The sequence below is a fragment of the Microbulbifer mixtoriginis (SeqCode) genome (assembly GCF_052467705.1).
The window spans coordinates 2,974,267-2,992,716 of the sequence record NZ_CP174322.1; the positions used below are offsets into that span (position 1 = coordinate 2,974,267).

An 18,450-nucleotide genomic window follows, 5' to 3' on the forward strand; every position below is an offset into this window, starting at 1 on the left:
CAGCGACGAAGAGCCAAATAAAAAAGCCCACACACTGGTGCGGGCTTTTTAGACGAACCAGCCATCAAGGCCGGTCAATCGACAGGGTTAGGGCAGCAGGTGAGCGACTGCATCACGCTCTTCCGCCAACTCCTGTTCGGTCGCAGTCATCTTCTCGCGGGAGAAGTCGTTGATGTCAACGCCTTGAACAATTTCCCAGTCGCCGTTTTTGCAAGTGCAAGGGAAAGAGTAAATCAGGCCTTCCTGAATACCGTAAGAACCATCGCTGAATACAGCCATGCTGGTCCAGTCACCCTCAGCGGTGCCCAGGGCCCAATCGCGCATATGGTCGATAGCAGCATTGGCAGCGGAAGCCGCAGAAGAAGCACCGCGCGCCTTGATAATAGCTGCACCACGCTGTTGAACCGTCGGGATGAAGTCGTTTTCGTACCACTCCTGCTCCACTTTATCCATCGCCGCAGCACCGGCAACCTTCACTTGGTGCAGGTCTGGGTACTGAGTCGAAGAGTGGTTGCCCCAAATAGTCATATGGGTGATGTCGTTAACGCTGGAATCAGTTTTGTTCGCCAGCTGGGACAGAGCGCGATTGTGATCCAGACGGGTCATCGCGGTGAAGTTACGCGGGTCCAGGTCTGGCGCATTGCGCTGAGCAATCAGGGCATTGGTGTTAGCCGGGTTGCCAACAACCAGTACTTTTACGTTACGAGAAGCAACGTCGTTCAGGGCTTTACCCTGTGCAGAGAAGATAGCAGCGTTAGCTTCCAGCAGGTCTTTGCGCTCCATACCCGGTCCACGGGGACGCGCGCCGACCAGCAAAGCATAATCTGCATCTTTGAACGCAATAGTAGCGTCATCGGACTGAACGATACCCGCGAGCAGCGGGAAGGCGCAGTCTTCAAGCTCCATAGCAACGCCTTTCAGCGCTTCTAGTGCCGGGGTAATTTCCAGCAGCTGCAGAATAACTGGTTGATCTTTACCCAGCATCTCGCCGGAAGCGATGCGGAACAGCAGCGAATAGCTGATCTGACCGGCAGCGCCGGTAACAGCAACACGAACAGGTGCTTTCACGATAGTTCTCCTCGTTTGTAAGCGGCCGCATTATAGGGCCTCTTGAGCAAATTTCACCTCAAGCGGAGCAATTCTCAACTCAATTTGCCTAACAAAACTTTAATTTTTTATAAGAGACGCCAAAAAAAGGCTCAAGCCGAGGCAGCTTCCCGGTAACGTTGCTGCAAAATACGATAAACCTGCTCGCTGTAATCTACTGCCGAGGCATCAAGCTCAGCGGCGATTTCCGCTAAGTGCTCATTGTCTTCACGTCCGCCCCAGTTCTTCACATAAGTTCCTTCTTTGTACCCGTTATCCTGGCGGAATCGATTGAGTACGTTCTTTCCTACATAACGTTGATACAGTTCAGTAAAAGGCATCTCTGTGCCGGCAAGAAGCTGCGCAAACCCTGGCAGATCGAATTGTTTACTTGCCAAGGTGCTCAAAGTAAAGGCCTCCAGATCTTCACGAAAATCACCGGGCTCTCGCTGGCCAGCCTCTAATTCCTTAAGCATCTTTTCAGCGACTTGGGCCGGAGAGCCCTGTTGCAGCTCAAGACTCAGGCCAAAATGCCAGATATCCACCAGCTCCAACTTTACCTGGTCGATATCCGGCTGCTGCTTTTTCCACCACTTCCAGCCGTAATGATCCAAGAGTTCCGCGCTTTCTACCCAGATCGCGCGATACCAGGCAAAATTTTGCGCACGCCAGTTTTTGTTAACAACGGTATTAATTTCGTCCTGCAGGGTCAGCATGACCTGCAATTGTTGCTTCATCATATAGGGAACTTCTAACTAGCCGGGCTTAGGCAGCCCGAGGAAATAATCGGAGAAAGTTTTCTGTAGTGATTTCAGCCAGCTGCTCGTATGAAATTCCGCGCAACTCAGCAATAAATTCGGCTACTTCTCGCACATAAGCCGGGATATTGGGCTTGCCACGATAAGGAATCGGTGCAAGGTAGGGAGAATCTGTTTCCACCAACAGGCGATCGAGCGGCAGTTTGCGCGCAACATCGCGCAGATCCTCAGCATTTTTAAATGTCACAATACCGGAGAGGGAAATGTAATAGTTGAGATCTAATGCGGCCTTGGCCATCTCCCAGCTCTCAGTGAAGCAATGCAATACACCGGCTGTTTGTGGGTTTCCGTACTCTTGAATCAACTGAATTGTATCTTCACGAGCATCGCGTGTGTGCACAATAACCGGCAACCCCACCTGACCTGCGGCCTGCAAGTGAGCAATAAAGCTCTGCTGTTGGGTCTCTTTGGTGTCCGTACTGTAATAATAATCAAGACCAGTCTCCCCAAGTGCCACTACCTTGGGACGCTCAGCCATCGCGATCAGTTCGTCCACCCCAGCGAGACCGGATTCAACATCCAGCGGATGTATTCCAACAGAGCAAACAACATCCTCATATTTTGAGGCGATTTCTACGACGGCATCTGCATTTTCCAGACTGATACCAACACATAGGAATTTCCCAACTCCTCGGCTGCGTGCGAACTCCAAGACTGCATCCAGATCGCCATCAAATTTATCGAGCTTCAGTCTATCCAGGTGACAATGAGAATCTACGAGCATGTGAAAATTACAACGTGTGAGTAGGTCGACTGGATTCAAGGGTGCCAGCCAGGTAAGTTTCTATCTTGTTTTGTGCAATGTTGTCCTTGTCACCAAACTGAACGCCAATACCCGGCGTACGGTTTCCCTGGGCTCCATTAGGGGTTATCCAGATAACCTTGCCTGCCACCGGAATTTTTTCCGGCTCATCCATCAAGCTTAACAACAGGAATACTTCATCGCCGAGGCTGTAGGATTTATCCGTGCTGATAAACAAGCCACCATTTTTTACAAAGGGCATATAAGCGGCATAGAGAACCGACTTATCCTGGATTTTCAGCGATAGGATGCCGTTTCGGGCACCGCCTCCCATGGCTTTCATGCTCAACCTCAATGTTTTAAATGTTGCGCTAACTTATCTGAGCGTACTGTTTCTGTCCAGAACACTACACGTTCCCGGTAGAAAGAAGCTTAATGCCCCCGCGTGTGGTTACGGCTTTACATTTCTCATTAAGCAAAAAGCCTAGACCACCGTATCATCAACTCCTCCAGCAACAAGCGACGATTGGGATTCGCTCCACTCGCAAGCCCCTTACGCGCCTGAACGAGGTGATCGTAAAAACCAAACAGTGGGCGCAAACTGCCTTGCCCTATTCCTGGGAACCTCTGAAGAAGGGTCATAACCTGAGTATCGCCAGTGGAATCACAACTGCGCACCCTAGTCATTTGGGCAACCCACTGCTGCCAAAATTGAATAAGCTGGGCCAGATCTGCAGGCTCGGGCGGAGTCTCCCAGCGACCTGCAGCTGCCACAGCCCTTGCACTACCCTGAGCTAGGGCAATTAGCTCCCCCAGAAAGCGCTCCCGAACTTCCTCGCATTTTGGCTCGGCCAATTGCGCAGCCAACAATGGCGCCCCACCGGCCAACGCCAGGGCCTTGGTTGCCGCACCTTCCTTCAAACCATATCCATGCAGCCACTGCAATGCCATTTCTGCAGAAGGGGATGGAAAAGCAACAGCTTGGCAACGACTGCGAATTGTTGGCAGTAAACCTGCGGGAGAGTCACTGACCAGAAGGAAAATCACTGATGCCGCAGGCTCCTCCAGGTTTTTTAATAGCGCATTGGCCGCATTGATGTTCATAGCTTCCGCTGGCGCCAGCCATACCAAGCGCGCCCCCCCGCGCCCACTGGTGCGGGAGACAAAATCCCCCAGCTGGCGAATCTGTTCAACCTTAAGCGGACCGCCTACCTTTTCAGGCTCTACCCGAAGAAAATCCGGGTGCGACCCCGCCTGCCAAAGGTGGCAATCCTTGCAACTTCCACAGGCCTGCCCTTCTCTGGGCTGCTCGCACAATACCAGCGCAGAAAAAGCCTCAGCAAAAGCGCGTTTGCCAAGACCAGGCTGGCCACTCAGTAATAGGGCATGAGGGCATCGACCAGCGCGCCACTGGGTACCAAGCCGTTGCCACTGTTCCGTTTGCCAGGGTAGTAAAGAAGGAATAGGGGTATGTTCAGGTACTTCAGACACTGCCAATTGCCAAATTTGTAACTGGAAACTTCACCACACTCGTGGTGACCATATTTTAAAGCGTGCATCAAAGAAGCCGCTGTAACTCCTGCCCCAGCTGTTGCTGGACCTGCACTAAAGGTTGACTAGCATCGACAACGGCATAGCGCGAAGGGGCTGCCTGAGCACGTTCACGATAAGCTTCACGCACCCGGTGGAAGAAAGCCAGCTGCTCACTTTCAAACCGGTCGGCAGCTCCAGTACTGGCAGCGCGCTGTAAACCTATTTGCGGGTCCAAATCTAAAAGAAGCACCTTATCAGGCCGCAAATCTCCCTGCACATCATTTTCTAAGCGCTCGATTAGAGCCCTGTCAAGCGCTCGCCCCCCACCTTGGTAGGCATAAGTGGCATCAGTAAAGCGGTCACAAATCACCCAGTCACCCCGTTTCAAGGCCGGGATAATCACTTTCGCCAGATGTTGTGCTCGAGCGGCAAAAACCATAAGCAGCTCCGCCGTGGGATCAACAGCCTCGTCACGCTTAGCCAGTAGCAACTCCCGCAGCTGCTCAGCCAGGGGAGTGCCACCCGGCTCGCGGGTTTGAATAAATGGAATATTACGATCAGCTAACCACTGGGTAATAAACTGCAGGTTGGTAGACTTGCCAACCCCCTCCCCGCCTTCCAGGGTTATAAATTTTCCGCGCGACACTATTTCTAATTTCCTTTTGCCGGACTGGAGCGGTAATCCGCTCGCCTTTTCAACTGATACTCCCGCACCGCACGGTTGTGCTCTGTCAGAGTGGCTGAGAAATGATGGGAACCATCCCCCTTACCTACAAAATACAGGCTTTTGCCGGGCTTTGGGTTCAGTGCGGCGCGGATAGCCGCGCGTCCCGGCAGTGCAATTGGTGTAGGGGGGAGCCCATTGATTACATAAGTATTATACGGGGTTGGCTGGCGAAGGTGTGCTCGGGTGAGGTTACCATCATAGTCTTCCCCCAGCCCATAAATTACGGTGGGATCGGTTTGCAAGCGCATGCCCATATTTAGGCGCCGCACAAAAACTCCGGCAATTTGACTTCGCTCGGAAGGCTGACCAGTTTCCTTTTCAATCAACGAAGCCATAATCAAGGCCTCATAGGGCGTTGCGTAAGGGAGGCCATCCTCTTTTGCCTGCCACTCTTCATCCAGCACGCGCTGCATACGTGTATACGCTTCGCGCAAAAGCTCAATATCTGTAGTCCCAGAGCGATATACATAGGTATCTGGGAAAATCCAACCTTCCTCAGCACCCTCTTTCAGGCCAAGAGCCCTGGCCGCGGCACTGACACTACTGCCAGCCTCAGATCTAACAATCCTCTGCCCCGAGCGAATCTTTTGCAGCGCCTGCCGGAAAGTCCATCCCTCAACTAAAGTGAGTCGATAAATGGTGACGTCACCCCGGTTTAACCGGGTAATTAAATCCACTGCCGTACTTCCGCTGGGTATCAGATACTCACCAGAGTGGATATCGGTTTTGCCCTCCCAATAGGCATAGGCAAGAATCAATCGCGGCCAGCTAATCACCCCGTCACTTTTCAGTTTCCGCAAGGTTCCAGATAAGCTACTGCCTTTTTGCACTTGGAACTGCAGACCCTTTTCTCCCACAGCCAGTGGAGACGCTAGGGCCATCTGTAACATCCACAGAGAGGCTCCGCCCAATAAGGCAACGAGGAGAAAACCACTAAACAGGATTTTCCAAAACTTGAAAGGAGAGCTTGTCCGCTTTTTCTTTACCACAATGTTTCCATGATCAAATGCTGCAACCCTCGAACACCAGCCCCGATCGACCAACGTTGATGACCGATAATCTCGACAACCGGCAATACCCCGCGCACGCTGTTACACAATGCTACTTCATCAGCCCCGCTCAGATCCCGAATTTCTAAATCTCGCTCCTGCCACTGAATCTCACTGGATAACCAGTCCCGCATGACGCCCCGGACACCACAGCGATACAAATCAGGCGTTATCCAGGTATTACCAAAGCGAGCCAGTAAATTACAACGCAAGCTCTCGATAACCCTGCCCTCACTATCTAACATCAGGCCATCGATACGCTCCCCTTCAGGAAGCTCAGATTTCGCCTTATTATATCGATTGCGACATAGAAGTTTGCTGCCTAAGTTCCTACTTTTTGAAAGCGATAGATAGGTCTTACAGGGGTAAAGTCGAACTCCAAGTTCAGTCTCGGCAGTCAACTTTAGCGGCAACAAGGACAGATCCCAGCACCACTCACCACCAACCGAACCCAGCCGCAATCGGGCGATCGCCATTTTCTGGTTAAGCTGCTCAACCAACCGGGGTATGCACTGATCAATCTCTTTAAGGAGCATCTCATCCAAACCAGCATTCCGGGCCAGGCGCTCTCGGTGTAGCGGCCACAGCGGCAACCTTCCGTTGTGACAGCGCATGGTTTCGAGGATTCCATCTTCGTAACTCTCATCAGCAGGCAAGCTCTGTACAGGTCGGCTTCTGAGAAAAAATTGTGGCAATTTGCACATATCAGGATGGGAGTTGCCCGCCCAGAGGCGGGCAGACAGATCAGGTTCGCTTGAAGATTAATGAACCATTGGTGCCACCAAACCCAAAAGAGTTAGATAGTACCGAATTAATTGCTCTAGGCTGGGCCTCCTGAGGCACTAGGTTGATATTTTCACAAGCCTCGTCTGGGTCATACAAATTGATTGTTGGCGGTGCCATCTGATCGCGCAGAGCGAGGACAGAGAAAACTGCTTCAAGAGCTCCTGCAGCACCGAGAAGGTGGCCAGTCATAGACTTTGTAGAGCTTACCGCCAGCTCTTCTAAAGAATCTGCAAAAACCTCACGAACAGCCTGAATTTCAGCCGTATCTCCCAATGGCGTAGAGGTGCCATGTGCATTGATATACTGGATATCAGCAGCATTCATACCGGCGTCATTAAGCGCATTCTGCATGGAGATCGCAGCTCCAGCACCATCTTCTGGAGGCGAAGTCATATGATGGGCATCGCCGCTCATACCAAAGCCTGCAAGCTCTGCGTAAATCTTTGCGCCGCGGGCTTTCGCGTGCTCGTACTCCTCCAGGACAAGTACCGCAGCTCCCTCTCCCAGCACAAAACCATCTCGACTTTTATCCCACGGGCGACTGGCCGTTTTGGGGTCATCATTGCGCGTAGAAAGCGCCCTGGCCGCACAGAAGCCACCGAGCCCAACAGGCGTAGTGACCATTTCGGCCCCGCCACATACCATAACATCCGCATCGCCATACTGAATGGTCCGCATACCCAATCCCAGAGCATGAGTGCCAGTAGTACAGGCTGTTGTGACAGCGAGATTTGGACCTCGAAGACCAAATTTTATCGACAAATTGCCAGCGACCATATTGATAATGGCACCCGGCACAAAAAATGGTGACACTCGTCGGGGGCCCTTGTCGGCAATTAACAGGGCATTATCTTCAATAGCCAAAATGCCTCCCATACCGGAACCGATACAGGTCCCCATACGCGACGCATTCTCTTCATTAATTTCCAGACCGCTATCTTCCATCGCCTGGTTACCCGCAACCAGGCCATACTGCAAGAAAGTATCCATCTTGCGCGCATCTTTTGCGGCTACATAAGGAGTGGGATCAAAATCTTTTACCGTAGCGGCGAAGCGGGTTGAGAACGCCGAAACATCGAATGACTCTATTGGAGCAGCTCCACTGACGCCCTTTAGGATGCCAGACCAAGTCTCCTCTACGGTGTTACCCAGCGGGCTCACTGCGCCCATTCCGGTTACAACAACTCTTCTGTGCGACACTGCGGTCCCCCCGAAACTCTTACTGCCACTGCTCTCCCTTCAATCTACATACGAAGGAATCAACACTAGAACAGCAGTCACAATTCCATAGTGCAAATATAAAGAGAGCCGCGCTATGTAACATAGAACGGCTCTCAGAAACGCTTGGCTACGCACAGTAATAAAACTGTTCGCGCCTAAACCACCCAGCAGGAATTAACCAAGGTTGTCCTTGATGTAATCAATTGCCAGCTGAACAGTTGTGATTTTCTCAGCTTCTTCATCGGGGATTTCGGTTTCGAATTCCTCTTCCAAAGCCATTACCAACTCAACTGTGTCGAGTGAGTCCGCGCCCAGATCTTCAACAAAAGAGGCTTCAGGCTTAACGTCTTCTTCCTTCACGCCCAGTTGTTCAGCAACGATCTTTTTAACGCGCTCTTCAATGCTGCTCATGATTCAATTTAACTCCTAGTGGGTAAAAATCTGTTTTAGTCGCTATTGTTATTTCGCCAATCCAATTAACAGCGATAACGACCGGCTCACACAGCTTTTGGATAATTCAGAGGCCATTGTACCCCAAGTTTTTAGGGTTGTAATGCACGGCTCTGCGGTACCATCAGCAAATACAAAAAACTTTTAAAAATCAATAGGTTATTGAAATATTTTCAACGTGCCTCAGGCCATATACATGCCACCATTGACATGTATCGTCTCCCCAGTGACATAAGCTCCGGCATCACTCGCCAGGAAGGCCACAACAGAGGCAATCTCTTCGGGCTGCCCCAAACGACCCAGAGGGATCTTACCAAGAAGCGCCTCGCGCTGCGCCTCAGGCAGCACTTTGGTCATATCGGTATCAATAAAACCCGGGGCGACCGTATTCACAGTAATGCCGCGAGAGCCAATCTCTGCAGCCAGGGACCGAGCAAAACCTGCTACTCCAGCCTTGGTGGCCGCGTAATTGCTCTGACCCGCGTTGCCCATGCTACCCACCACGGAGCTGATATTGATGATACGCCCCCAGCGCGCCCGAGTCATATCTCTGAGGCAGGCTTTTGTCATACGGTAGACAGCGGATAAGTTTGTCTCGATCACCGAGTCCCACTCATCATCTTTCATGCGCATGAGCAAATTGTCTTTTGTGATTCCCGCGTTATTAACCAAAATGGTCGGCGCCGCAAAATCATTTTTCACTACTTCTAGCAGCCCCGCGATACTTTCCGCACTGGTGACATCAAGTACCATACCTGCGCCATTGAAGCCCTGCTCGGCGAAACGCGCACTAATTTTTTCGGCACCACCAACACTAGTGGCAGTACCGATGACCACTGCGCCTTGGCTGCCCAACATATCCGCAATTGCTGCACCTATGCCGCGACTGGCACCAGTGACCAGGGCAACTTTGCCCTCAAGGGAGGTCTTCAGACTCATACTTGCTTTATCCTTATTTGACCATTGCCATCGTGCCTGAGCAACTCAGGCGGCTGTAGATCTCAGTGCTTCATTAAAGCTGCTGGGAGTGTCTATACCGTGACAAACGGCACTGCGATCAATACGCTTGATGAGACCAGCCAGCACCTTACCCGGACCACACTCGACCAGCTGGGAAGCACCATCGTTTATCAGCTTTTGCGCACAGGCAGTCCAGCGAACCGGACTATATATCTGCTCAATCATCAAAGCCTTGATCTTCGCAGGATCAGATTCAGTTTCGGCATGTACGTTGTGTACAACAGGGATTTGCGGGGTACTGAATTCCGCCGCCTCGATCTGAGGGGCGAGCTTCTCCGCTGCCGGACGCATTAACTCAGTATGAAATGGCGCACTCACTGGCAAAGGCATGGCACGCTTTGCACCGGCCGCCTTACAGGCATCTATCGCTCTTTCCACAGCAGCACTATTGCCTGCAATTACGATCTGGCCCGGAGAGTTGTAGTTCACCGCAGCCACCACTTCACCTTGAGCGGCTTTAGCACAGAGCTCTCCCACCACATCATCATCAAGCCCAATCACTGCGGCCATAGCTCCTGTACCCACGGGTACAGCTTCCTGCATCAGGCGGCCACGTTCACGAACCAGGTGGACAGCATCTTTAAAAGCCAGGACACCGGAACACACCAATGCCGACCACTCCCCAAGACTATGCCCTGCCATGCGAGCGGGCACCGCACCACCACGAGCGCGCCAATGGCGATAGAGAGCAACACTGGAGGCTAAAAGAAGAGGTTGCGTACGCTGGGTAAGATTGATTGCTTCCTGCTCACCATTTTGACAGAGATCCCAGAGGTCATATCCCAGAACTTCTGAGGCTTCAGCAAAGGTGGATTGGATTTCAGGGGCCTCCTGAGCAATTTCGGAGAGCATGCCGATCTTTTGAGATCCCTGCCCCGGAAAGACGAATGCAAGCGCGGCATTGGTCATAAGATATCCTTAAACCTGTTTGGCAAATAACAGTAGGAGGGAGGTGTAGTATCTACCCCATTTCCTTTGAGTTTCGCTCGCCAGCTTGTACCAAGGCGGCGCCAACTCTGGCAGCCAAATCGGCATCGGCACATTCTTTTGCCGTCACCATAGCCCGGTAAAAAGCTTCGCTGCTGGCACCCCCGTGACTTTTAATCACGTTGCCCTTCACCCCTACAAAGCTGGCGCCATTATAGCGAGCGGGTTCCACCTGTGTGCGCCATTTTCGCAACAGCTTTATGGCTAATTGGCCAAAAAAACGTTTGAAACACCCCTTTTTCTCAATGGTGAACGCTTTTTGACCCATCAGTCTAATCACGCCTTCGGCGGATTTCATGGCAACATTTCCCATCAAACCGTCGCACACAACTACATCGACAGCCCCGGTAAAGATGTCGTGCCCCTCCACAAAACCCACATAGTTAACCTGCGGATCCCCCTCGAGGAGCTCGGCCGCCCTGCGTATTTCAGCAGTACCTTTGTGCGCCTCGGCACCAATATTCAGCAGTGCAACCTCAATGTCCTCACGCGGAACGCCAGTGTGGAGATGCTGAGCCTCAATACCCATACGCGCAAACTGCAGTAGATCTTCCGCGCTGCACCCCACATTTGCGCCGAGATCCAAAAGGTAGCAGGAACCGTGCCCTGAGGGTACAGACTTGCCCAGTGCCGGCTTGCGAACGCCCTCAATATTACCCAGAACACTGCGACTTAAGGCCAAAAGGGCGCCAGTATTTCCAGAGGTAACCATTGCCTGGGCACCACCTTCCGCCACAGCTTTTAGAGCTTGGGCCATGGTGGAGTTGCGCTTATGGCGAACCGCCTGCAAAGGGTTGCACTCTTGGGTAACAACCTGCTCACAAGGGATGATTTCAAGGCGATCGGGAATTTGGGCGTGGCGCTGCTCGAGGAGCAGAGCTTCTAATTGCGCGCGCGGGCCGAAAAGTTTCAACTGCGCTTCAGGGAAATTTTGAAGAAATCTAATACAGGCCGGAACGACAGAGCGGGGACCTAAGTCCCCGCCCATTGCATCCACGGCCAATCGCAATTGGCTGGACAAAGCTTACTCTTCTTCGGAGCCGCCGCCGATGTCGATCACCTTGCGACCACGGTAGAAACCATCTTTGGTCACGTGGTGGCGACGGTGCTTTTCACCAGTAGTCGGGTCTACGGAGAGAGTTGCACCGGCGCCTAGCGCGTCGTGTGAACGGCGCATACCGCGACGGGAACGAGTCTTCTTGTTTTGTTGAACAGCCATTGCTAGCTCCTAAAATAAACAAATTTCGCTGGAACCGGGGCGCCTACCGGCGAGCCCAAACTCTAAGAGAAAATCTAGGATTTTCCCGAAGAACCCTTCAACTGCTCCAGCACTTTAAAGGGGTTTTCCCGTTGCTCACCCGCTTCAGATGCCTTCTCACCAATATGGAAAATCTCCTTGGAGACACACTCCTCATCGTGATAAGCCACCATCGGCAGATTGAGCAAAATTTCATCTTCGAGGATCTGGTGCAAGTCCAGCTCATCGCCATCCTGAATCACCGGATCCAAGTCTTTGGGAAGAGCCTTGCCCTGCTCTTCAGACCAAACGATACCCCAGCAAAACTGCGCCTCGAGTTGCTCGCCTACAGGATGCAGGCAACGCTGGCATAACAAATCCACCGTGCAGTGCACCTTACCGCTAACAGTGAGGTGATTTTGCAGGTCACGGCCAAATTGGATTTCAGCCTCGACCTCCCCTTTCACAGACTCAACGGCTTCACGTAGTCGCTGCAGTGACTCCAGAGGCAAAATACCTTCCAGATACTGCTCGCGCTGCACCAATTTCCGAGCGTCAACGCTCTTAGGCAATACTGATTTAGAGGGGGCTATCGACATAAGCGCGCAATTCTATGGACTCACCCTACCCTTGTCAAAACAATTCAGTCACTGCAGTATCGCTCGGTCACAAACTTTGACCTAACAACCATGGAACCGCCCAAATAATGGCCTCCACACTGATACTAGCTTCCAGCTCCCCCTACCGCAGGGCGCTACTGAAGCAACTCCATCTCCCCTTTCAGACCGCATCTCCCCATATAAATGAAGATGCCAAGCCAGGGGAGGCCGCTGGCGCCCTTGCCTTAAGGCTCGCACAGGAAAAATCTCGCGCTTTAATGCGAGACAACCCCCAATCCCTGATCATCGGCTCCGACCAGGTTGCAGAATGCCGGGGACAAATTCTGGGCAAGCCCGGTAATCGCGACAAAGCCATTACTCAACTACAGGCCTGCTCCGGCAACAAAGTTACCTTCCATACAGGGCTGTCTTTGCTGGAAAGCGCAAGCAACCGCCAAGTGAGTACCGTGGAAACCTTTACAGTGTATTTCCGGCCACTCAGCCTTCCGCAAATTGAAAAATATATTGAGCTGGAAGAGCCCTACGATTGTGCAGGCTCATTTAAAGTGGAGGGCCTCGGTATAGCATTATTTGAAAAGCTCGACGGCACCGACATCAACACTCTTATAGGTTTACCCCTAATTCGCCTGGTAGATCTGCTCGGCGAATTTGGTATAGATCCACTGAAATCAACTGCTAAGAGCTAAGCGGCGGCCAACCCAGCAACCCGGAAAACTCATCGATAATCGCCTGGGGATTACACTCCCGCAGGCGACTTGGGCAATGAGCGCCATAGCTAACCCCCACGGCGGGCATACCAATCGCTGCCGCCATCGCCAAGTCATAAATGGTGTCACCAACCATCACCGCATCATCAACACCGCAGTCAACTTCAGCTAGCAGCTCACTCAGCATCAATGGGTCTGGCTTGGAAGCAGTTTCATCTGCACAGCGGCTCGCTATAAATAAGTGCCCCATGCCGTGCTCTTCAAACTCCCGACTGAGGCCTCGACGACTCTTTCCCGTGGCGACCGCCAACTGATGCCCCTGGCAAAGCAACGCATCCAAAGTATCTAAAACCCCATCAAATAAAGGTAGGGGCTCCACTCGCGCCGCCATCCACTCTTCTGAATAGAATTGCTTCAAGGCTTGCCGATCTTTATCAACAGCCTCAGGAAAAAGAGTGGCCACCGCCTCCGGCAAACCCAATCCAATAATATTGCTCACCGCTTCAGGAGAAAGTGCCGGCAAACCAACTCGCGCCGCCGCGCGCAGCATGCAGCCAACAATCCGCGTCTCGGAATTACAAACTGTGCCATCCCAATCGAGAATAACCAACATCGCCGCGCCCCTTTACTCGTCTCGCAACTTCTTTAACAGCGCCTGCATTTCAGTGGGTAGCGGCGCTTCAACATGTACATCGGTGCCGTCTGGAAGCGTGCAGCGCACAGAAGCCGAGTGCAGGAAAAGACGCTTTAGGCCTCGCTCACGAAACGCGCGGTTATCCTCATCACCGGTGTACTTACTATCACCCGCCAGGGGACAGCCAACAAACTGGGCATGCACACGAATCTGGTGGGTGCGCCCGGTTACCGGCTCTGCGCCCAGCAGTGTTGCCGCTTTAAAACGCTCCAACACCTGGAAGCGCGTCTCGGAAGCCTTTCCATCCTGATGCACCGAGACCATTCGTTCACCACTCTTGAGGGTGTTTTTACGCAACGGGGCTTCAACAACCCTCCTACCTCGCGGCCATTTACCTACCGCCAGCGCCAGATAAGACTTCTCAATCCGTCCGCCCCTCAGTTCCGCCTGCACATGCTGTAAAACATTACGCTTGCGCGCCACCATGATCGCACCGCTAGTATCCCGGTCGAGGCGATGCACAAGCTCAATAAACGGGCTCTGCGGATACATCTGCCGGAGCACCTCAATCAAACCGAGCCGGACGCCGCTACCGCCATGAACGGCAAGGCCGGCAGGCTTATTGATCACAAGCAGGCCCTTGTCATCATAAAGTATCGAGTCGTGCACCAACTGGCGCAGCTGCTCTCCAGCATGGGGGGGAGGAGCCTGCTCTGCCGCACGAATTGGCGGCACACGCACCACATCGCCCGCCGCGAGCTTGTATTCTGCCTTTACCCGTCCTTTATTTACCCTTACCTCACCCTTGCGCAGGATTCGGTAAACGCGTGAACGGGGCACACCTTTTAGGCGTGCCTGAAGGAAATTGTCAATCCTCTGCCCAGCCAGCTCTTCAGGCACAGTTAAAAACTGCACGCCACCAGAGGGGTTCCAGGTATCAGAGGGAGTGTCGGCCGCAGCCGCTTTCAGGGGAGGTGTACTTCTCATGACGCGCATCATAGCGCCGCTGCAAGGACAATTGAAGCACCTCCCTGCCCGTGCTATATTCGGCCGGCCTGAATTCGGCTGGTTTTCGGTCATCGGCGGCTTCCCACATGAAGAAATAGCCATGGCTTCGGAGAAAATACTGCTGTTCGGCCAGTGCGCGGGCATACCCGTGTTATTGATAAAAACTTAGCTGATGAGCACTCCCCAAAACGAGAATCTCAAGGGGGCCTCACCAGCACAACAGCCCACAGTTAAGTGGGTAACAATCGCGAAGGTAAGACGGGCCGCGACCCGCAGCGCTTGAAAGGACGACTCAAAACTTGCGTCCCGCTCTGTAGATAATGCCAGCGACCGAACTGGCAACCAGGAGACAACTGCTTACTTTAACCTGGTCAACAAAATATAGAAGAAGAGTAGCGGCCAAAAGCCGAGCTACAGAGCTAGAAACGATGACGCAAACCTTGCCACCCAGCTTGAAACTGACCCAAGGGTGGCGCCCAACCCGGCCATGGAAACCCACGGCCCCGGTACAGGGCAGTACTAAACGTAAGGTACTAAAGGAAGAAAGGTACTGGTAAGTGCCAACGGATAGCAGCACAGCATCGCATATCCGGAGTTTTTGCAGTGGAATGTTGGGCGAACGCTCGTCTCGAAAGGCCGCGTAGACTGAATTTGCGGAACAGACAGCCTCTCTAACTTCCCTGCCCCGCCACCAGGTCATCTCCTCTTGGCGGCCCATAAGCAAGCCTGCAATGAGCGGTGTCTCACCTTTGCGCAACGCAAGGAAATCGACACGCATGAAGAGAATGTTGATCAACGCAACCCAGCCTGAGGAGTTGCGTGTAGCACTGGTGGACGGCCAGTGGCTCTATGACCTGGATATTGAAAATCGCACCCGTCAACAGAAAAAAGCCAACATCTACAAAGGTAAAATCACCCGTGTAGAACCCTCGCTTGAAGCCGCATTCGTCGACTACGGTGAAGAGCGCCACGGCTTCCTTCCCCTGAAAGAAATTTCCCGAGAATACTTCCTCAAGCAACCCAAGGACATCGAAGGCCGCATCAAGATTAAAGATGTCGTCAAAGAGGGGATGGAGGTTGTTGTCCAGGTAGATAAGGAAGAGCGCGGCAACAAAGGCGCTGCCCTCACCACATTTATCAGTCTCGCCGGGCGCTACCTGGTACTAATGCCGAACAACCCCCGTGCCGGCGGCATCTCCCGTCGCATCGAGGGCGATGAACGCTCTGAACTACGTGACGCCCTAGCCAGCGTGGATGTCCCCTCTGGCATGGGCATGATTGTACGCACCGCCGGTGTGGGCCGCAGTGGCGAAGAGCTGCAATGGGATCTCAACTACCTCCTGCAACTGTGGAGCTTAATCAAAGAATCAGCGGACAAAAATAGCGCGCCCGAATTCCTCTTCCAGGAAAGCAATGTAATCATCCGGGCGATTCGCGATTACATGCGCGATGATATTGGTGAAGTTATTGTTGATGATGCGGATGCCTTTAAACTAGTAAAGGGCTTTGCTGAACAAGTAATGCCCCACTACGCCCACAAGGTAAAGTTCTACGAAGATAGCATTCCGCTCTTCAACCGATACCAAATCGAAAGCCAGATTGAGACTGCCTTTGAACGCGAAGTAAAACTTCCCTCCGGTGGCTCAATCGTTATTGATGTGACTGAAGCACTTGTCTCCATTGATATCAACTCCTCCCGCGCCACCAAAGGCGGAGACATTGAGGAGACCGCGCGCAACATCAACCTGGAAGCCGCCGATGAGATTGCCCGCCAGCTGCGCCTGCGCGATATGGGCGGCCTGGTCGTGATCGACTTTATCGACATGCAAAGCAAGTCCAATCAGCGCGAAGTTGAAAAGCGCATGGAGAAAGCTCTCAGCATGGACCGCGCTCGTGTACAAGTTGGCCGCATCTCCCGCTTCGGCTTGCTGGAAATGTCACGCCAGCGCCTGCGCCCATCTCTCGGTGAAACCACCTTCCGCGTTTGCCCCCGCTGTAGCGGCCAAGGCACTATTCGCGGCACCAAATCTCTGGCCCTCTCTATCTTGCGCCTAGTAGAAGAAGAGGCCAAGAAGGAGCGCAGCGCAGAGATTCGCGCAATTACCCCGGTAAACGTTGCCACCTACCTCCTCAACGAGAAGCGCAAGGCGATCTCCCAAATTGAGTCACGTAATAAAACCCGCGTAGTGGTCGTACCAAATGCGGAAATTGAAACGCCGCACTTTGAAGTTCAGCGCCTACGCGATGACGACACATCTACCCTTGAAACCTCCTATAAAATATCTGGAAGCGTAGAGGAAACTGTCACCAAGAAAGAAGAGCAGCCTAAGCGCCCACAAGCACAGCCTGCTGTACAACCGCTCGCGCACACCGCACCGGCACCAACTCCGGAGAAAAAACCGGAGCCAGGTCTGTTTAGCCGCCTGATAAACGCTATTGCTGAGCTTTTCACCAGCAAAGAAGAAGAGCCCAAAAAGCATCAGAAGTCCCAAAACCGCGGTAAAGATTACCAGCGCAATCGCAACCGTAATCGCAATCAGCGCGGTGGCAACCGTGGCAGTCGCAATGAACGTCAGACTCGCCGCAAAGACGATCGCCGCGAAGATAGCAAGAGCGATGACCTGCGCGAAGCCAGGCAGACCACAAAGTCGTTCGATGAGCGTGATAGCGGAGCCGACCGCGGTGAAGGACAGCGCCGTCGCCGCCGCCGCCGTAGCGGAGACAATCGCCGTAAAGATGAAAATCGCGGCAACGTCTCCGAGGGTAACACTAACGAAAACATCTCACAGGTAGATGAAAGCGCCGATCAGGATCGCCCGGCACGTCGCCCCAGCAATGTTCGCGGCCGTCCACAAGCTCGTCGTCGTGGCCGCCGTACAGAAAACACTGCCGCCACAGCCGTAGCTCAGAGCCAGGAAGAGCTAAATCGCGAAGTCAATGAAGCGATTGACGAAGCGGAAAGTGAAGCCAGGAAATCCAGGGATACCGCAGCCAAAAACTTAAGCGAAGCTCCTGTGAGTGAGGCGGCGAAGCCCAAGCACAAAGAGCAAAAAGCTCCCGAGCCCACCCAGGTAACCGAGCCCAAGCCTGTAGTGAAGGCTCCTGAGCAAAAGCCTTTTGCGCCTAAGGTTTCTGAAAGCCAGGCGGAAGTAAAACCAGTTGCAGAGGCCTCCCCAAAGGCACAGCCAGCAATCACAAACGAGGCACCCGCTCAGCAGCCAGTAACACCTGAAAAGGTTACTGCAACCAGAGAAGAGCAACCCTCTCCTACCCTGGTAACCCCCAAAGCCTCTCAAGAAGTACAAGCCACAAAAGTGTCGGCACCTGCTACTAACGTGGAGGCTACCGCAGCAACTGAAGATGCTGAAGAAACTGCCCTAAAAGAAGCCAGTGAAGCCGCAAAGGCATCGGTAGAGCAAGGCGACGCTATCGCCAGAGAGGAAATGATGGCTGCAGAAGCTAAAGCTTCTGAGGAAATCGCTACGCCGGCAACTCAGGGACGCGCCGGCAACGACCCGCGCATCAACCCCAAACCATTGCTGGAGTTGGCGATCGTGACAGAGCATCGTGACATAGGCTCCCAGCAGCCGCTAGACACCGCTCAACCAGCGGCCATCCAGCACAGCCCTCGCGCACTTGCACGCCCAGCCAATGACCCGCGTGTGGCACGTCAAGTAACACAGGCTAATACTGACCACAATTCTGCAGAAGCAGGCTAAGCAACCAATCAAAGCCGCCAGCAGTTCAGCTGCTGGCGGCTTTTTACATCTGAAGAATTTCCCTTGACTGGTCAATAAATCACCTAACCCATTGAACTAATTGAAA

General features: G+C 53.0%; 21 protein-coding genes. 3 read left to right on the forward strand and 18 right to left on the reverse strand.

Annotated elements, in window-relative coordinates:
- Window positions 1-87: 87 nt before the first annotated feature.
- The 15 genes from ACJJIB_RS12935 to ACJJIB_RS13005 form a co-directional block, all read right to left on the reverse strand.
- Entirely contained in the window at window positions 88-1,068 is a 981-nt protein-coding gene (locus tag ACJJIB_RS12935; RefSeq protein WP_252081829.1) for a malate dehydrogenase, read from the reverse strand.
- Between the two features lie 131 nt (window positions 1,069-1,199).
- Complete coding sequence (locus tag ACJJIB_RS12940) at window positions 1,200-1,823, reverse strand: dUTP diphosphatase (RefSeq protein WP_444885910.1); 624 nt, start codon at window positions 1,821-1,823, stop codon at window positions 1,200-1,202.
- Window positions 1,824-1,851: 28 nt separating this feature from the next.
- Window positions 1,852-2,628, reverse strand: coding sequence for a TatD family hydrolase (locus ACJJIB_RS12945; RefSeq protein ID WP_444884694.1), 777 nt, complete (start codon window positions 2,626-2,628; stop codon window positions 1,852-1,854).
- A 7-nt stretch (window positions 2,629-2,635) separates the two neighbouring features.
- On the reverse strand, window positions 2,636-2,989 hold the full coding sequence (locus ACJJIB_RS12950; RefSeq protein WP_020415211.1) for a PilZ domain-containing protein: 354 nt from the start codon (window positions 2,987-2,989) through the stop codon (window positions 2,636-2,638).
- A gap of 128 nt (window positions 2,990-3,117) precedes the next feature.
- On the reverse strand, window positions 3,118-4,137 hold the full coding sequence (locus tag ACJJIB_RS12955) for a DNA polymerase III subunit delta' (protein ID WP_444886358.1): 1,020 nt from the start codon (window positions 4,135-4,137) through the stop codon (window positions 3,118-3,120).
- Window positions 4,138-4,204: 67 nt separating this feature from the next.
- Window positions 4,205-4,825 (reverse strand): dTMP kinase, encoded by a 621-nt coding sequence (gene tmk, locus ACJJIB_RS12960; RefSeq protein WP_444886359.1) that lies wholly within the window; start codon window positions 4,823-4,825, stop codon window positions 4,205-4,207.
- Window positions 4,826-4,830: 5 nt separating this feature from the next.
- Window positions 4,831-5,895: an endolytic transglycosylase MltG gene (gene mltG / locus ACJJIB_RS12965; RefSeq protein WP_444886360.1), complete on the reverse strand. Its 1,065-nt coding sequence runs from the start codon at window positions 5,893-5,895 to the stop codon at window positions 4,831-4,833.
- Window positions 5,889-6,611, reverse strand: coding sequence for an aminotransferase class IV (locus ACJJIB_RS12970; RefSeq protein WP_444886361.1), 723 nt, complete (start codon window positions 6,609-6,611; stop codon window positions 5,889-5,891). Before ACJJIB_RS12970 ends, mltG begins: the two co-directional genes overlap by 7 nt.
- Window positions 6,612-6,699: 88 nt before the next feature.
- Window positions 6,700-7,941, reverse strand: coding sequence for a beta-ketoacyl-ACP synthase II (gene fabF, locus ACJJIB_RS12975; protein ID WP_444886362.1), 1,242 nt, complete (start codon window positions 7,939-7,941; stop codon window positions 6,700-6,702).
- Between the two features lie 195 nt (window positions 7,942-8,136).
- Window positions 8,137-8,373 carry an acyl carrier protein gene (gene acpP / locus ACJJIB_RS12980; RefSeq protein WP_152453358.1) on the reverse strand — a complete coding sequence of 79 codons (237 nt, stop codon included), beginning with the start codon at window positions 8,371-8,373 and terminating at the stop codon, window positions 8,137-8,139.
- Window positions 8,374-8,595: 222 nt separating this feature from the next.
- A complete protein-coding gene (gene fabG, locus ACJJIB_RS12985; protein ID WP_444886363.1) occupies window positions 8,596-9,351 on the reverse strand; it encodes a 3-oxoacyl-ACP reductase FabG in 756 nt (251 codons plus the stop codon).
- 45 nt (window positions 9,352-9,396) lie between these two features.
- Window positions 9,397-10,341 carry an ACP S-malonyltransferase gene (gene fabD, locus ACJJIB_RS12990; protein WP_444886364.1) on the reverse strand — a complete coding sequence of 315 codons (945 nt, stop codon included), beginning with the start codon at window positions 10,339-10,341 and terminating at the stop codon, window positions 9,397-9,399.
- Between the two features lie 52 nt (window positions 10,342-10,393).
- Window positions 10,394-11,440, reverse strand: a complete 1,047-nt coding sequence (plsX, locus tag ACJJIB_RS12995) for a phosphate acyltransferase PlsX (RefSeq protein ID WP_444886365.1) — start codon at window positions 11,438-11,440, stop codon at window positions 10,394-10,396.
- Window positions 11,441-11,443: 3 nt separating this feature from the next.
- Complete coding sequence (rpmF, locus tag ACJJIB_RS13000) at window positions 11,444-11,638, reverse strand: 50S ribosomal protein L32 (RefSeq protein WP_252081838.1); 195 nt, start codon at window positions 11,636-11,638, stop codon at window positions 11,444-11,446.
- Between the two features lie 74 nt (window positions 11,639-11,712).
- A complete protein-coding gene (locus ACJJIB_RS13005) occupies window positions 11,713-12,255 on the reverse strand; it encodes a YceD family protein (RefSeq protein WP_444886366.1) in 543 nt (180 codons plus the stop codon).
- A gap of 107 nt (window positions 12,256-12,362) precedes the next feature.
- On the opposite strand from ACJJIB_RS13005, the gene ACJJIB_RS13010 reads away from it, so the two are divergent.
- Window positions 12,363-12,962: a Maf family protein gene (locus ACJJIB_RS13010; RefSeq protein WP_444886367.1), complete on the forward strand. Its 600-nt coding sequence runs from the start codon at window positions 12,363-12,365 to the stop codon at window positions 12,960-12,962.
- Here the strand turns inward: ACJJIB_RS13010 and ACJJIB_RS13015 are convergent.
- Window positions 12,952-13,596, reverse strand: a complete 645-nt coding sequence (locus tag ACJJIB_RS13015) for an HAD-IA family hydrolase (RefSeq protein WP_444886368.1) — start codon at window positions 13,594-13,596, stop codon at window positions 12,952-12,954. The two genes, ACJJIB_RS13010 and ACJJIB_RS13015, sit on opposite strands and share 11 nt — an antisense overlap.
- 12 nt (window positions 13,597-13,608) lie before the next feature.
- Entirely contained in the window at window positions 13,609-14,604 is a 996-nt protein-coding gene (rluC, locus tag ACJJIB_RS13020) for a 23S rRNA pseudouridine(955/2504/2580) synthase RluC (protein WP_444886369.1), read from the reverse strand.
- Between rluC and ACJJIB_RS13025 the strand changes: the two genes are divergently transcribed.
- Window positions 14,603-14,794: a hypothetical protein gene (locus ACJJIB_RS13025; protein WP_444886370.1), complete on the forward strand. Its 192-nt coding sequence runs from the start codon at window positions 14,603-14,605 to the stop codon at window positions 14,792-14,794. The two genes, rluC and ACJJIB_RS13025, sit on opposite strands and share 2 nt — an antisense overlap.
- A 123-nt stretch (window positions 14,795-14,917) precedes the next feature.
- Here the strand turns inward: ACJJIB_RS13025 and ACJJIB_RS13030 are convergent, their stop codons facing one another.
- Window positions 14,918-15,403, reverse strand: a complete 486-nt coding sequence (locus ACJJIB_RS13030) for a hypothetical protein (RefSeq protein ID WP_252081844.1) — start codon at window positions 15,401-15,403, stop codon at window positions 14,918-14,920.
- Between ACJJIB_RS13030 and ACJJIB_RS13035 the strand changes: the two genes are divergently transcribed.
- Window positions 15,402-18,344, forward strand: a complete 2,943-nt coding sequence (locus ACJJIB_RS13035) for an Rne/Rng family ribonuclease (RefSeq protein ID WP_444886371.1) — start codon at window positions 15,402-15,404, stop codon at window positions 18,342-18,344. The two genes, ACJJIB_RS13030 and ACJJIB_RS13035, sit on opposite strands and share 2 nt — an antisense overlap.
- Window positions 18,345-18,450: the final 106 nt, after the last annotated feature.

What these genes read in the sequence shown, in the direction of transcription:
- ACJJIB_RS13035 (WP_444886371.1), top strand. Translation starts at nt 15,402, where the DNA reads ATGAAGAGAATGTTGATCAACGCAACCCAGCCTGAGGAGTTGCGTGTA.
- ACJJIB_RS13030 (WP_252081844.1), bottom strand. Translation starts at nt 15,403, where the DNA reads ATGCGTGTCGATTTCCTTGCGTTGCGCAAAGGTGAGACACCGCTCATT.
- ACJJIB_RS12945 (WP_444884694.1), bottom strand. Translation starts at nt 2,628, where the DNA reads ATGCTCGTAGATTCTCATTGTCACCTGGATAGACTGAAGCTCGATAAA.
- ACJJIB_RS13010 (WP_444886367.1), top strand. Translation starts at nt 12,363, where the DNA reads ATGGCCTCCACACTGATACTAGCTTCCAGCTCCCCCTACCGCAGGGCG.
- fabG (WP_444886363.1), bottom strand. Translation starts at nt 9,351, where the DNA reads ATGAGTCTGAAGACCTCCCTTGAGGGCAAAGTTGCCCTGGTCACTGGT.
- acpP (WP_152453358.1), bottom strand. Translation starts at nt 8,373, where the DNA reads ATGAGCAGCATTGAAGAGCGCGTTAAAAAGATCGTTGCTGAACAACTG.
- ACJJIB_RS12950 (WP_020415211.1), bottom strand. Translation starts at nt 2,989, where the DNA reads ATGAAAGCCATGGGAGGCGGTGCCCGAAACGGCATCCTATCGCTGAAA.
- ACJJIB_RS13005 (WP_444886366.1), bottom strand. Translation starts at nt 12,255, where the DNA reads ATGTCGATAGCCCCCTCTAAATCAGTATTGCCTAAGAGCGTTGACGCT.
- ACJJIB_RS13025 (WP_444886370.1), top strand. Translation starts at nt 14,603, where the DNA reads ATGACGCGCATCATAGCGCCGCTGCAAGGACAATTGAAGCACCTCCCT.
- fabD (WP_444886364.1), bottom strand. Translation starts at nt 10,341, where the DNA reads ATGACCAATGCCGCGCTTGCATTCGTCTTTCCGGGGCAGGGATCTCAA.
- ACJJIB_RS12940 (WP_444885910.1), bottom strand. Translation starts at nt 1,823, where the DNA reads ATGAAGCAACAATTGCAGGTCATGCTGACCCTGCAGGACGAAATTAAT.
- rluC (WP_444886369.1), bottom strand. Translation starts at nt 14,604, where the DNA reads ATGAGAAGTACACCTCCCCTGAAAGCGGCTGCGGCCGACACTCCCTCT.
- ACJJIB_RS13015 (WP_444886368.1), bottom strand. Translation starts at nt 13,596, where the DNA reads ATGTTGGTTATTCTCGATTGGGATGGCACAGTTTGTAATTCCGAGACG.
- rpmF (WP_252081838.1), bottom strand. Translation starts at nt 11,638, where the DNA reads ATGGCTGTTCAACAAAACAAGAAGACTCGTTCCCGTCGCGGTATGCGC.